The 12886-nt window shown below is 72.7% G+C and carries 14 protein-coding genes; 4 read left to right on the forward strand and 10 right to left on the reverse strand.

The window, feature by feature from the left end; translation table 11 throughout:
- Positions 1 to 11 precede the first annotated feature (11 nt).
- Positions 12 to 536 carry a DinB family protein gene (locus tag ACXNSR_RS07250; protein ID WP_458641325.1) on the forward strand — a complete coding sequence of 175 codons (525 nt, stop codon included), beginning with the start codon at positions 12 to 14 and terminating at the stop codon, positions 534 to 536.
- A gap of 128 nt (positions 537 to 664) precedes the next feature.
- Positions 665 to 1204, forward strand: coding sequence for a hypothetical protein (locus ACXNSR_RS07255; RefSeq protein ID WP_458641326.1), 540 nt, complete (start codon positions 665 to 667; stop codon positions 1202 to 1204).
- A 19-nt stretch (positions 1205 to 1223) separates the two neighbouring features.
- On the opposite strand, the gene ACXNSR_RS07260 is transcribed toward ACXNSR_RS07255, so the two are convergent.
- The 8 genes from ACXNSR_RS07260 to ACXNSR_RS07295 all read right to left on the reverse strand — a co-directional run bounded on the left by ACXNSR_RS07260 (position 1224) and on the right by ACXNSR_RS07295 (position 7968).
- A complete protein-coding gene (locus ACXNSR_RS07260) occupies positions 1224 to 1796 on the reverse strand; it encodes a hypothetical protein (protein ID WP_458641327.1) in 573 nt (190 codons plus the stop codon).
- Between the two features lie 95 nt (positions 1797 to 1891).
- Positions 1892 to 2560 carry a uracil-DNA glycosylase gene (locus tag ACXNSR_RS07265; protein WP_189746257.1) on the reverse strand — a complete coding sequence of 223 codons (669 nt, stop codon included), beginning with the start codon at positions 2558 to 2560 and terminating at the stop codon, positions 1892 to 1894.
- A gap of 124 nt (positions 2561 to 2684) precedes the next feature.
- Positions 2685 to 4268: an ABC transporter substrate-binding protein gene (locus tag ACXNSR_RS07270; RefSeq protein ID WP_458641328.1), complete on the reverse strand. Its 1584-nt coding sequence runs from the start codon at positions 4266 to 4268 to the stop codon at positions 2685 to 2687.
- A gap of 152 nt (positions 4269 to 4420) precedes the next feature.
- Positions 4421 to 5182, reverse strand: a complete 762-nt coding sequence (locus ACXNSR_RS07275) for an SDR family oxidoreductase (RefSeq protein WP_327734426.1) — start codon at positions 5180 to 5182, stop codon at positions 4421 to 4423.
- A gap of 28 nt (positions 5183 to 5210) precedes the next feature.
- Positions 5211 to 5972, reverse strand: a complete 762-nt coding sequence (gene fabG, locus ACXNSR_RS07280; protein ID WP_382539444.1) for a 3-oxoacyl-ACP reductase FabG — start codon at positions 5970 to 5972, stop codon at positions 5211 to 5213.
- Positions 5973 to 6097: 125 nt separating this feature from the next.
- Positions 6098 to 6481, reverse strand: coding sequence for a DUF3037 domain-containing protein (locus tag ACXNSR_RS07285; RefSeq protein WP_458641329.1), 384 nt, complete (start codon positions 6479 to 6481; stop codon positions 6098 to 6100).
- The gene (locus tag ACXNSR_RS07290; RefSeq protein ID WP_458641330.1) at positions 6478 to 7335 is read right to left on the reverse strand and encodes a HipA family kinase; all 858 of its coding nucleotides are present in this window, start codon (positions 7333 to 7335) and stop codon (positions 6478 to 6480) included. Before ACXNSR_RS07290 ends, ACXNSR_RS07285 begins: the two co-directional genes overlap by 4 nt.
- An 18-nt stretch (positions 7336 to 7353) precedes the next feature.
- Positions 7354 to 7968, reverse strand: coding sequence for a cysteine hydrolase family protein (locus ACXNSR_RS07295; protein ID WP_458641331.1), 615 nt, complete (start codon positions 7966 to 7968; stop codon positions 7354 to 7356).
- A 76-nt stretch (positions 7969 to 8044) separates the two neighbouring features.
- Between ACXNSR_RS07295 and ACXNSR_RS07300 the strand changes: the two genes are divergently transcribed.
- Complete coding sequence (locus tag ACXNSR_RS07300; protein WP_458641332.1) at positions 8045 to 8524, forward strand: pyridoxamine 5'-phosphate oxidase family protein; 480 nt, start codon at positions 8045 to 8047, stop codon at positions 8522 to 8524.
- Positions 8525 to 8818: 294 nt separating this feature from the next.
- Here the strand turns inward: ACXNSR_RS07300 and ACXNSR_RS07305 are convergent, their stop codons facing one another.
- A complete protein-coding gene (locus tag ACXNSR_RS07305) occupies positions 8819 to 9748 on the reverse strand; it encodes a LysR substrate-binding domain-containing protein (RefSeq protein WP_458641333.1) in 930 nt (309 codons plus the stop codon).
- Between the two features lie 74 nt (positions 9749 to 9822).
- Here ACXNSR_RS07305 and ACXNSR_RS07310 point away from each other — a divergent pair, with 74 nt between their 5' ends.
- Positions 9823 to 10818, forward strand: coding sequence for a DMT family transporter (locus ACXNSR_RS07310; protein WP_458641334.1), 996 nt, complete (start codon positions 9823 to 9825; stop codon positions 10816 to 10818).
- 718 nt (positions 10819 to 11536) lie between these two features.
- Here the strand turns inward: ACXNSR_RS07310 and ACXNSR_RS07315 are convergent.
- On the reverse strand, positions 11537 to 12871 hold the full coding sequence (locus ACXNSR_RS07315) for an aminotransferase class I/II-fold pyridoxal phosphate-dependent enzyme (protein WP_458641335.1): 1335 nt from the start codon (positions 12869 to 12871) through the stop codon (positions 11537 to 11539).
- Positions 12872 to 12886 lie beyond the last annotated feature (15 nt).

Below are 12886 nucleotides of genomic sequence, written 5' to 3' on the forward strand. Positions count from 1 at the left end.
GGATGATCCTCATGACCACCAGTTCAGGATCACACCGCGAAGAACCCGCCACCACCGCCGACGAGCGGGAGATGCTCGACGGCTGGCTCGACTACCACCGTGCCACCCTCTTGTGGAAGTGCGAGGGACTGCGGGACGAGGAGCTGCGCAGGGCTCCTCTCGCCCCTTCCGAGTTGAGCCTCCTGGGCCTCGTACGGCACATGGCGGAGGTGGAGCGGTTCTGGTTCCGGGAGGTCATGCTGGGCGAGGACCTGCCCGAGCTCTACATCACGGACGAGGACCGGGACGGCGACTTCCACTTCACCGAGGCGGCCACCTGGGCCGAGACCGAGCCGGTCTGGCAGACGGAGGTCGAGCTGGCGCGCCAGGCCGCCGCGGGCCGTTCGCTGGACCTGCTCTCGCAGGCCGAGAACCACCACCGCGGCGAGGTGTTCAGCCTGCGCTGGGTCTACACCCACATGATCGAGGAGTACGCGCGCCACAACGGCCACGCGGACATGCTGCGCGAGCAGATCGACGGCGCCACCGGCGAATAGACGGTCCGCCCGGGGTCGGTCCCGGACGGCCCCGGGGCCCTGTCCGGCGGGTGTGTCCGTCACCCGTGCGGGGTGAATATCGGCTCCGGGTTTTCGCAACGGGGTCCTCGCACAGCAGAGTTGCGCGAGTGCATCCCACCCGAACCACGACAACGCTGCTGCTCGGAGTCGCCTGCGCCGTCTCGGCGGTCTCCGGCTGTGTGCAGGTGAGCCCCGGACCCGTGCGGCCCGCGGCGGCCCCCGCCGCCGGGGTACCGCCCCGCCATCAGCCCCGCGGCGAGCCCGGGGCGGCCCCGGTGACCGTCCGGGCGCCCGCCCTGGAGGCACTGGAGGGCGTGGAGAGCGCTCCGGAGAGGCCCGCGGCCCCGGCGGCCCCCGCGCCCGCCCAGCGGTCCGCACAGCGCCCCGTACCGGGCGGCTCCGGCGGGCCCGTACCGCAGGCTCCGCCGGTTCCGGACATCCCGGAGCCCCGGCGGGCCGCCGAGCCCGTGTCCGGGCACCCCGGAGGCCGTCCGCACCGTTCCCGGCCCGACGCCGAGGCGGAGCGTGAGCTGGCACGGAAGCTGCCGGTGCGGCCGGCCGATGTGTGCGCGCTGGGCCGCAGGCACGGCCACTGGCATCCCGACAGTCCGGAGGCCCGGATCTGCTCGGGCGTCCACGGGGACTGACCGTCCGCGGGCCTGTGCCCTACGGGGACTGCTCGGGGAACGGCCGTGGTCCGGGTCCCGGTCCCGGTTCCGCGGCCAGGCGCCGCTCCAGCCGGGCGATGGCGGCCCGTACGCCGTTCCCGTACCCGTCGTCGGACAGTGCTCCGGCAGCCGCCCGGGCCCGGGCCAGGTGGACCCGGGCCGCCTCCGGCCGCTGCAGCTTGACGTAGTCGGCGGCCAGGTTCAGGTGGAGTGACGGGTAGAACGCGGCCAGCCCCGGATGCGGCTCCCACCGCGCGGGCCGCCCGTCGCGGGGCGGCCCGGTCCCGGGACGGTCGCCGGGCACGTCGTCCGGCACGTCGTCCGGGACGTCGGCGGCGGCGGTCAGGGCCCGCAGGTCCCAGGCCAGCTCGTCGGCCGGATCGTCCTGGGCGTCGGCCATGTAGTGGGCCAGGGTGCACCGGTGGAGGTAGTCCCCCTCCTCGCCGATCTCGGACCAGATCTCCGCGAGCCGGTTGCGGGCCTCCTCGCGGTCCCCGGCGTGCAGCAGGATGACCGCCTGGCCGATCCTGGTCATGACGGCGTCCTGCGACGCCTCCTGCTGCTCCGCCACGGCGGCCTCCGGCTCGCTCTGCCGGACCTGCTCCGGTCCGATCGTCTCGAAGCTAGCCCGAGGCACCGGCAATGGCGCCGAGGCGCGGGGGGACGTCAGCCGAGGTCCGGGATCCGCCAGTCGATCGGCTCATGCCCCTGGGCTGCGATGGCCTCGTTGATCTGCGTGAAGGGCCGGGATCCGAAGAACTTCTTGGCGGACAGCGGGGAGGGGTGGGCGCCCTTGACGACCACGTGCCGCTCCTCGTCGATCAGCGGGAGCTTCTTCTGGGCGTAGGCGCCCCACAGGACGAAGACGGCCGGATCGGGCCGCTCGGACACCGCGCGGATCACGGCGTCGGTGAACTTCTCCCAGCCCTTGCCCTTGTGCGAATTGGGCTCGGCCTCCCGGACCGTGAGCACCGCGTTGAGGAGCAGGACGCCCTGCTCGGCCCACGGCATCAGGTACCCGTTGTCCGGGATCGGCAGGTCGAGCTCCTCCTTCATCTCCTTGTAGATGTTGCGCAGCGAGGGCGGGGTCTTGACCCCGGGCTGCACGGAGAAGCACAGGCCGTGGCCCTGGCCGGCGCCGTGGTACGGGTCCTGACCGAGGACGAGGACCTTCACCCGGTCGAAGGGAGTGGCCTCCAGCGCCGCGAAGACCTGCTCGCGGGGCGGGTAGACCGGCCCGTTAGCCCGCTCCTTCTCGACGAACTCTGTGAGCTCTTTGAAGTAGGGCTGGTCCAGCTCCCCGCCGAGGACGGGGAGCCAGGACTCGGGCAGCATCTGGGTCACGGCGACAACCTCCGGTACAAGTTGGTGCAACTGCTCGTGCAACTGCTCCAGAACCTACCGGTGCCCACTGACAACGCGTCGGCCGCCCGGGGCGGCCGACGCACCGTTGCCGGTCCTACCAGCTGGTCTTGCGGTAGAACTCCCACATCTGCATGACGGTCTGCGGGTCCAGCGCCCGCTCGGCGCCCGCGATGTCCTCGCGCGCCGCGACGTACAGCTTGCCCTGCCACAGGGGCAGCAGCCGGACGTCGTCGGCGAAGATCTTCTGGGCCTGCTCGAACTCCTGGACGCCGGCCGAGCGGTCGCCCTCGCGGCGGGTCTTGGGCAGCAGGTCGTTCACGATCTCGGCGGGCTCGTACGGGGTGCCGACCGCGTTCTCCTTGCCGACGAACGGCGCGATGAAGTTGTCCGGGTCCGGGAAGTCGGGGAACCAGCCGCGGCCGAAGATCGGGTACTCACCGCTCTTGTAGCCGGTCTGGAAGGTCTTCCAGGGCTGGCTTCGCAGGGTGATCCGGAACAGCTGGCTCTCGTCCAGCTGCCGCTTGAGCTCGGTGAACTCGTCGGCGGTCGAGGAACCGTAGCGGTCGGTGGTGTACCAGAAGGTCAGCTCGACCGGCTGGGTGATCCCGGCGTCCCTGAGGATCTTCTTGGCCTTGGCGACGTCCGCACCGCCGTACTTGTCGTAGAAGGGCGTCTTGTGACCGACGACCCCCTTCGGGACCATCGAGTACAGCGGCTCGGCGGTGCCCTGGTAGACCTTGGAGACGAGCGCACCGCGGTCGACGATCTGGGCGATGGCCTGGCGGACGGGGAGCTTGGCGACCTGGGGGTCCTTGGGGTTGAAGACCAGGTAGCGGATCTCGGCGCCGACGTTCTCGACGACCTGGACGCCCAGTGCGTGCGACGCGGGGGTCTGGAGGTCGGTGATCTCCGGGGCCGACAGGCCTCGGTAGGTGGCGTCGATCTCCTTCGCCTTCAGCGCCGCGATCATCTTCGGCGAGTCCGCGAAGTAGCGGATGGTCACCGCCTTGTTCTTGCGGTTGGCGAAGCCGGTGTAACCCGTGTTACCGGTGAGCACCGCCTCGGCGCCCTCCTTGTACGAGTCGAGCACGTACGGGCCGGAGCCGGTGATCTTGTCGCCCTCGCGGATCTTGTCGGCCGGGTAGTCCTTGGGCGCGACGAGCGAGGCGGCGGGCGAGCCGAGGACGTACGGGAAGGTCGCGTCCGAGGTGTTCAGGTGGAAGACGACCGTCAGCGGGTCCGGCGTCTCGATCTTGTCGAGGGTGCCGAAGAGTCCCTTGGGGCCGACGTTGGAGCCGATCGTCTTGATCCGGTCGAGGGAGTACTTGACCGCATTGGCGTCGAGCGGCTCGCCGTTGGAGAACTTCAGGCCCTTGCGCAGGGTGCACCGGTAGGCCTGGCTCGCCGCGTCCGTGAACTCGCAGTTCTGGGCCGCGTCGGGCTGGGGCTTGCTGGAGCCCGTCGGGAAGGCCAGCAGGGTCTGGTAGACGTTCCGGTACAGCTCCCAGGAGCCGTCCCACGCGGCCGCGGGATCGAGGGTGCTCGGGGTGCTCGTGGTACCGACGACGATCCTCTTCATCTCGTCGCCGTCGTCCTCCGACAGCAGGCCGCAACCGGCGAGCAGGGATATGGACGCAAGGGCCGCAGTGATCTGCAGGCATCTGGTCCGGTTGAACACGTGCACGCTCCTCGATCAGCCAGGGGTGCGGCAGACCCTACCGCAGTGCCTCACGAATCCAATGGGTTGGTTTCGTGAGGCACTTGACCGGTTCCGTGCCTATTCGATACGCATTTACCTCTCTTTCGGAGGCAAATACGTCCGATTATCGGTCAGTGAACCCCGGCATTGAGGAACATCCCACCGTCGACGACGAGAGTTTGCCCAGTGATCCATTCCGCTTGTGCAGATGTGAGGAACGCCGCCGCCCCGCCGATGTCCTCCGGGACCCCGAGCCGGCCGAGCGGATAGGCCGCCGCGGCCTCCTGCTCCCGGCCCTCGTAGAGCGCCTGCGCGAACTTCGTCTTGACCACCGCGGGGGCGATCGCGTTGACCCGGACCCCGGGCGCCATCTCGTGCGCGAGCTGGAGCGTGAGGTTGATCATGGCGGCCTTGCTCATCCCGTACGAGCCGATGAAGGGCGAGGCGGAGACCCCGGCGATGGACGCGATGTTCACGATCGCGCCGCCGTTGTCCTTCTGCCAGGCGTGCCAGGTCCGCTGGGCGAAGCCGAGCGCCGAGATCACATTGGTCTCGAAGACCTTCCGCGCCACCCCGAGGTCCAGATCCGCGATCGGACCGAAGACGGGGTTGGTGCCGGCGTTGTTCACCAGGAAGTCGACGCGGCCGAACGCCTCCATCGTGCGCTCGACGGCGACGGCCTGGTGGGCCTCGTCGTGCGCCTTGCCGGCGACCCCGATCACCCGGTCCGCACCGAGCCGCTCGACGGCCTCCTTGAGGGCCTCCTCGTTGCGCCCGGTGATGCAGAGCCGGTCGCCGCGGGCGACCAGCGCCTCGGCGACGCCGTAGCCGATGCCCCGGCTGGCCCCGGTGATCAGCGCGACCTTGCCGCTGTCGATACCGCTGTACGTCATGTCGTACGCCCTGCCTCTCGTGGACTCGTCAGTTCAGCGGGCCGCCGGCCACGTACATGACCTGGCCGGAGACGAAGCCCGCGGCCTCCCCCGTGAAGAAGGCGATGGCGTTGGCGACGTCGTCCGGACGGCCGACGCGCTGGACCGGGATCTGGGTGGCGGCGGCCGCCTGGAAGTCCTCGAAGCCCATGCCGACACGGGCGGCCGTCTGGGCGGTCATCTCCGTGGCGATGAAGCCGGGGGCGACGGCGTTGGCGGTGACGCCGAACTTGCCGAGCTCGATGGCCAGGGTCTTGGTGAAGCCCTGCAGGCCGGCCTTGGCGGCGGAGTAGTTGACCTGGCCGCGGTTGCCGAGCGCCGAACTGCTGGAGAGGTTCACGATGCGGCCGAACTTGGCCTCCACCATGTGCTTCTGACAGGCCTTCGACATCAGGAAGGCGCCGCGCAGGTGCACGTTCATGACCGTGTCCCAGTCGGTCTCGGTCATCTTGAACAGCAGGTTGTCGCGCAGCACGCCCGCGTTGTTGACCAGGATGGTCGGGGCGCCGAGCTCGCTCGCGACGCGCGCGACGGCCGCCTCCACCTGCGCGCCGTCGGAGACGTCGCAGCCGACCGCGAGAGCCTTGCCGCCGGCCGCCGTGATGGCCTCCACGGTGTCCTTGCAGGCCGCCTCGTCGAGGTCGAGTACGGCGACGGCCCGGCCCTCGGCGGCCAGGCGTACGGCGGTGGCCGCGCCGATGCCCCGGGCCGCCCCGGTCACGATCGCGACGCGCTGCTCGGTGGTGGACATGCTGGATCTCCTCGCCCTTGAGAGGCGGCCGCCCAGAGGTGAGCAACCGCTTAGTAGCTTCAGCTGAGGAGACGCTAGGAGCCCTGGCACCCGGTGTCAACGCCACCCGGGCCGGGGCGCGCCCGTCAGCGGACCAGCAGGTCCAGCAGCCGCTCCACCTCCGCCGCAGGATCGGCCGTCAGGCCGGTGTGGACCGGCCCCGGCTGCACCACGGTGCTCCGCGGGGCGATGAGCCAGCGGAACCGCCGCCCCGCGTCGTCGCCCGCCGCCTGCCCCGCCTCGGCCCCGCCGCTGCACACGCCCTCGACCCCGCGCAGGGCGGCCCGCACCCCGGCCACATCGGCCCCGGGATCCAGCGCGAGGAGCTTCGCCTCGTCGAGGTGGGTGCGCGCGGCGACGTAGGTGTGCGCCCGGCAGTAGACGATGACGCCGGCGTTGAAGCACTCGCCCCGCTCCACCCGGGGCACCACACGCACCAGCGCGTACTCGAACACGTCCCGCTTGGTCACTCGCTGCCGCTCTTCTGCTTGTGGGTCTTGTGGGTCTTGTGGGGCCATTCCGGCAGGTGGTCGGTGAGCCAGCCGGGAGGTCCGGCAGGCTTCTTCACCTCGGCCTCCAGCGAGATCCTCTCGTGGATCGTGGCCGCACGCGGAAGCAACGCATCCACATAGGCGCGGCGCAGCGCGTCGGTGGACTCGAAGCCCGGCTCGTCGACCAGCCACTCGTCGGGGACGTCGGCCGCGACCTCGGTGAGCAGTTCCTCGGTGACCAGCGGCGCGAGCGCGGCGGCCGCCGCGGCGATGTCCGGGCCCACGGGGGCCAGTACGTGGTCGGAGGCGTTGTAGGGCTTGGCGGCCGCGGCCGCCGCGGTGGGCCAGTTGTGGTGCCAGATCATCGTGGCGCCGTGGTCGATGAGCCAGAGGTCCCCGTGCCAGACCAGCATGTTCGGGTTGCGCCAGGACCGGTCGACGTTGTTGATGAGGGCGTCGAACCAGACCACGCGCCCCGCCTCGACCGGGTCCACCTGGTAGGCGAGCGGGTCGAAGCCGATCGAGCCGGGCAGGTAGTCCATGCCGAGGTTGAGCCCGCCGCTGGCCTTGAGCAGCTCCTGGACCTCCTGGTCGGGCTCGCCGAGCCCGATCACGGGGTCGAGCTGCATCTGCACCAGCCGCGGGACCCGCAGCCCCAGCCGCTGGGCCAGACGGCCGCAGATGACCTCGGCGACCAGGGTCTTGCGGCCCTGGCCGGCTCCGGTGAATTTCATGACGTAGGTACCGAGGTCGTCGGCCTCGACGATCCCCGGTAGCGAGCCGCCTTCACGCAGGGGCGTGACGTAACGGGTCGCGATCACTTCGGACAGCATCCGCCCAGGTTACGGGGGTCAGGTCGCGGGAGCCCACTGCGCGAGCAGTTCTTCGGTGGTGGTGATGACCGCGACCAGCGCCAGGGAGTTGCGGATCACCTCGGCGGTGCAGGAGGCGGGCACCCCGGCGATGGCGTCGGCGGGGACCACCACCCGGTAGCCGAGGTTCACGGCGTCGAAGACGGTGTTCGGGATGGCGATGTTGGAGGAGACCCCGGTGACGACGAGGGTGCGGATGCCGAGATTGCGCAGCAGGGGGTCGAGATCGGTGCCGGCCATCGGGGAGAGCCCGTGCAACCGGCGGACCACCAGGTCCTGGTCGGCGACGACCACGGGCGCGGCGACCTCCACCGCCCGGCTCCCGGTCAGCTGGCGCACGGGCAGCCGCTGCGCGGCCCGGAACAGCCGGGCGTTGGTGTTCGCGCCGAGCCCGTCGGGCCGCCGCTCGGCGACCGCGTGCAGCACCTGCACGCCGGCTCCGCGCGCGGCGTCGACCAGCGCCGCCACCCGTTCCAGCATCCCCGAGTCCCGGGCCTCCTTCGCCAGTTCGGGCAGCGCGCTCTCCTCGCCGACGACACCGTTCTGGCACTCGACGGTGAGCAGCGCGGTGGTGGCGGGATCGAGATCCGGCATGGCTCCCCCTGGCGTGGCGACGGAAGAGCCCCCATGATTCCTGACACATAGTCAGATGTGAAGGGGTGCAGGACGGATGGACGTGGACGGGACACGGACCGGAACCGCACAGCGGCGGGGCCGGCGCATCATGATGAGCGACGCGGAGGTGGACTCCTTCCTGCGCGAGCAGAAGACCTGCCGGGTCGCGACGGTCTCCCCCGACGGGCGCCCGCACGTGGGCGCCCTGTGGTTCGCGTGGGACGGCAGCTCGCTGTGGCTGTACTCGATCACGCGCAGCCGCCGGTGGTCCGACCTGCGCAAGGATCCGCGGATCTCGGTGGTCGTGGACTCCGGCGAGTCGTACGACGAACTGCGCGGCGTCGAGCTGTCCGGCAGCGCCGTCTTCGTGGGCGAGGCCCCGCGCACCGGCGAGCCCTGCCCCGAACTCGCGGAGGCCGAGCGGATCTTCCCGGTCAAGAACTTCGGCATCGAGGAGATGCCGCACGACGGGCGGCACGCCTGGATCCGGCTGACCCCGGACTCGATCGTCTCCTGGGACTTCCGCAAGCTGTAGGGGGGTGTTGCCGATCGGGCCGGATCACGGAGCGGGGACCGAGGACGACGCGGCCGGGTGCGGTGCCGGGGCCCGCGAGCCCGGCCTGATCGGCAAGGCACCCCCAGGGGGCGGCGGAGCGGCGGCGGGTCCAGGCCGTCTCTTTCGGATCTTGCCGGGCCCGCGACGCCCGGCACCGCACCCGGCCGCGTTGTCGGGACACCCGAGTACGTCCAGTACACGGGCGCCCCTCCGCCTTGCCGTGCACGACACCGGACGCCGCGGGCTCGGCCGACAGGATCCGAAAGAGACGGCCTAGCCGAGACCGGCGGCCGCCTGCCGCAGGGCGTCGACCGCGGCCCGGATGGAGGGCCGGCGGTCGGCGTCCGCGCGCCAGACGGCGTACACGTGGCGGCGGACGCTGTCGCAGACCGGCAGCAGCCGCACCCCCGGCGGCACCGGGCCGCGGCCCAGCTTCGGCGCCACGCACACGCCGAGTCCGGCCTCCACGAAGGCCAGCTGGGTGTGGTGCTCCTCGGCGATGTGGGCGATGCGCGGCTCGATGCCCGTACCGCGCAGGGTGAAGACCAGCCACTCGTGGCAGAACTGCCCCTCGTTCCAGGAGATCCAGTCGTCGTCGCCGCATTCGGCGAGGGAGATCCCGGCCTTCCCGGACTTCCCGGGGCCCGCGGTCCGGTCGGCCAGCCGGTGTCCGGCCGGGACCGCGATGTCGACGGTGTCGTCCAGCAGGTGGGTGCGGGTGAGCTCGGCGGGCACCGGCATCCGCTTGTTGTGCCAGTCGATCGCCAGGGCCAGATCGAGGTCCCCCCGCACGACGGCCGCCATGCTCTCCTCGGGCTCCTGCTCGCGCACCCGGACCCGCAGCTCCGGATGCCCGGCCCGCAGCGCGGCCAGGGCCTGGGGCAGCAGCCCGCGCATGGCGGTCGGGAAGGCGCCGATCCGCAGCTCGCCCACGGCGCAGCCCCGCTGGGCCTCGACGTCGGCCTGGGCGAGCTCCACCTGGGAGATGATCCGGGCGGCGTGGTCGGCGAGCAGCCGCCCGGCGTCGGTGAGCCGGACCCCTCGCCCGTTCCTGGCCAGCAGCGGCTGTCCGACCTCGCGCTCCAGCTTGGCCAGCTGCTGGGAAACCGCGGAGGTGGTGACGTGGAGGCCGTCGGCCGCGCCGCTGACCGAGCCGTGGCGGGCGAGGGCGTCCAGGGTGCGCAGGCGCTCCAGGTTCAACATGTAAGCAATGCTACGGCGTCACCACGAGAAACTCTCGCTTGTCCTACGAAGTTGATACGAGCACAGTAAGGGTCATGAGCGCACCGACCACTCCCGGGCCGACCCTCCCGGCCGCCTCCCCGTCCCCGGCCTCCCCCACCACCACGACCGCCGCCGCCTCCACCGCCGGCCGGCGCCGGGGCGGCCTGCTGGACTGGCGGATCCGGTTCGCGATCCTCTCGGTCGTCTGGGGCTTCAGCTTCCTCCTGATCAAGGTCGGGACCGAGGCCTACGCGCCGTTCCAGGTGGCGCTGGGCCGGGTCCTGTTCGGCGCGCTCGCCCTCCTCACCGTGCTGCTGGTCCGCCGCGAGCCGCTCCCGCGGGGCCTGCGCACCTGGGGCCACCTGACCGTGGCGGCTCTGCTGCTCAACACCGCCCCGTTCTCGCTCTTCGCGTACGCGGAGCTGAGCATCCCCTCCAGCCTGGCCGGCATCTGCAACGCCACCTCGCCGCTGTGGGGCATGGCGCTGTCGCTGGTCGCCCTGTCCGAGGACCGCCCGACGCGCCGCCGGTTCGCCGGGCTGGGCCTGGGCTTCCTCGGCGTCCTGACCGTGCTCGGCGCCTGGCAGGGCTTCTCCGGTGTCGACGCCAAGGGCACGGCGTTCGCCCTGCTGGCGTCCCTCTGCTACCCCATCGGCTGGATCTACGTCCGCCGCACGCTGGCCGGGACCCCGGGCTCCCCGGTGGCCCTGACCGGCGGCCAGCTCATGGTCTCCACGCTCCAGCTCGCGCTCGTGAGCGCCGCGTTCACCTCGGCCCCGGACTCGTTCCCGCTCTGGCCGACCCTGTCGGTGATCGCGCTGGGCGCCCTCGGCACGGGCATGGCCCTGCAGATGCAGTACGGGCTGGTGACGGAGGTCGGCCCGACCACCGCCCAGATGGTCACCTACTTCATCCCGGTCATCGCCACCACGGCGGGCGTCCTGGTCCTCGGCGAGCAGCTCCACTGGAACACGCCGGTCGGCGCCGCGATCGTCCTGGCCGGCGCCGCGCTCACCCAGACCCGCCCCGGGGCCCGCGGGCCCGCCTGACCGTCTCCGATCCCTGTCGGGGTCCGCCCCACCCCGACAGGTCGGCCGGCCAACTGAATCACCGGCGCCCTCACGGACGACCGGGCCCTGCCGAGCCGGGCCCTGCCCGGCCCGCAGATACCCGGCGGCCTCCAAGGCCGTGCCCGGTGCCCCCATACGGGATCGGCATCCCGTCGGGCAGCTTCCTCACACTCCCCCGACCGGGCCCGGATCCCGTCGGCGGACCCGGCCGGCCGGGCGCGGGCCGGCCGGGCGGGCCGGTGCTCGGGACCGACACGGCCCTGCCCCTTCGGCCGGGTCACGGAGCCCGCCGACGGGCGGGACCGCGGGAGGCCCGAATCCCGGCCGAGGACAGGACACGCCCTCGGGATGCTCGGCGCGCAGCGCACCGTCACGGCAGGAGCGGGCCCGGTCCGAGCGGCCCCGACTGCCGCCGCAGCGGTTCCCCGGCCGGGGCCCTCGGCGCGCGACGCGTCGTCATGGCAGGACCCTGGCACGGCCCGGGCGGACCCGGCTGCCGAATCCTGCTACCGCGTCCCGGGTTCCGCCGCACGGGTTCCCTCTCCGGGCCCCAGGCCGGGCTTCGCGGCGCGGGGCGTCGGGCCGCCCTTCGCAGCGCGGGGCGCACGGCGCGCGGCCCGGGCGGGACCGCCGGAGGCCCAACCGCCGCGTCCCGGGTTCCGAGGCCCGGCTACGCGACGCGGGGCGTCGGGCGCCGTCAGTCGTACCGCACGCCCGCCGCGCCCACGCTGGCCGCCGCGGCCACCGCGTCCGCCAGACCGGGCACCTCGTCGGCCGACAGCTGCGAGACCGTCAGCCGGATCCCCGGCCCCGTCTCGACCCGGAAGACGGCCCCCGGGGACACCGCCCAGCCGGCGGCGAGCAGCCGCGTCACCACCACCGTCTCGTCGACCACGGGCACCCAGACGTTCAGGCCGCTGCGCCCGTGCGCCCGGATCCCCCGCTGCCGCAGGGCCTCGACCAGCGCGTCCCGCCGCCCCGCGTACGAGCGGGACACCGCGACCGGGTCGACCGCGCCCGAGGTCCACAGCTCCACCACCGCGTACTGCAGCAGCCGGCTCACCCAGCCCGGCCCCAGCCGCTGCCGCCCCCGCAGCCGGTCCAGCGTGACCGCGTCGCCGGTCAGCACCGCGAGCCTCAGGTCCGGCCCGTACGCCTTCGCCGTGGACCGCACCAGCACCCAGTGCCGGGTCACCCCGCCCAGGGGATGCAACGGCAGGTCGACGATTCCGTTCCCGTGGTCGTCCTCGATCAGCAGCACCTCGGGGTGGTCCGCCAGCAGCGCCCGCAGCTCCCGCGCCCGCTCCGCGCCCACGGCGGCGCCGGTCGGGTTCTGCGCCCGCGAGGTCACCACCAGCGCCCGCGCGCCGGCCGCCAGCGCCCGGGCCACCGCCTCGGGCCGGGGCCCGTCGTCGTCCACGGCCACCGGCAGCACGCGCAGCCCGAGCGCCGGGACCAGGTCCAGCGCCCCGCCCCATCCCGGGTCCTCGACCGCCACCGCGTCGCCCGCCCGCAGATGGGCGGTGAGCACCCGTTCGATCCCGTCCAGCGCACCCGAGGTCACGGCCACCGGACCCGGCGGCACCCCGTCCGCGTCGAAGCCGGCCCGGGCCAGTTCCGCGAGCTCCGGGGCGACCGGGCCCGCCCCGTAGAGGGTCGGCGCCTGCGCGTACCGCCGGGCGGCCGCGGCGAGGGGTCCCTCGAGCGAGGGCAGCAGGGACACGTCCGGGCTGCCCTCCACTAGGTCCCGCACGCCTTCCGGCACCACCATGCGCAGCGCGTCCCGCGGCGTGCTCGACGGGCGGGCCCGCACGCGGCTGCCGCGCCGCCCGTCGGTCTCGATGACCCCGCGCTCGCGCAGCGTCCGGTAGGCGGCGGCCACGGTGTTGGGGTTCACCCCAAGCTCGCCGGCCAGCTCCCGCATCGGCGGCAGCAGCGAACCCGGCGGGAGCGCGCCCGAGGCCACGCCCGCCTCCACGCCGGAGGCGATATCCGCTGCGCGACGTCCTGTGATCCGATAGTCTCCTAGCACAAACCCCAGTATGCA

The sequence above is a fragment of the Streptomyces sp. NC-S4 genome, from assembly GCF_054353315.1.

Coding starts and splice junctions, on each gene's coding strand:
- ACXNSR_RS07250 (WP_458641325.1), top strand. CDS start 12: ATGACCACCAGTTCAGGATCACACCGCGAAGAACCCGCCACCACCGCC.
- ACXNSR_RS07265 (WP_189746257.1), bottom strand. CDS start 2,560: ATGCTGCCCGAGTCCTGGCTCCCCGTCCTCGGCGGGGAGCTGGACCAG.
- ACXNSR_RS07275 (WP_327734426.1), bottom strand. CDS start 5,182: ATGACGTACAGCGGTATCGACAGCGGCAAGGTCGCGCTGATCACCGGG.
- fabG (WP_382539444.1), bottom strand. CDS start 5,972: ATGTCCACCACCGAGCAGCGCGTCGCGATCGTGACCGGGGCGGCCCGG.
- ACXNSR_RS07290 (WP_458641330.1), bottom strand. CDS start 7,335: ATGCTGTCCGAAGTGATCGCGACCCGTTACGTCACGCCCCTGCGTGAA.
- ACXNSR_RS07295 (WP_458641331.1), bottom strand. CDS start 7,968: ATGCCGGATCTCGATCCCGCCACCACCGCGCTGCTCACCGTCGAGTGC.
- ACXNSR_RS07300 (WP_458641332.1), top strand. CDS start 8,045: ATGGACGTGGACGGGACACGGACCGGAACCGCACAGCGGCGGGGCCGG.
- ACXNSR_RS07305 (WP_458641333.1), bottom strand. CDS start 9,748: ATGTTGAACCTGGAGCGCCTGCGCACCCTGGACGCCCTCGCCCGCCAC.
- ACXNSR_RS07310 (WP_458641334.1), top strand. CDS start 9,823: ATGAGCGCACCGACCACTCCCGGGCCGACCCTCCCGGCCGCCTCCCCG.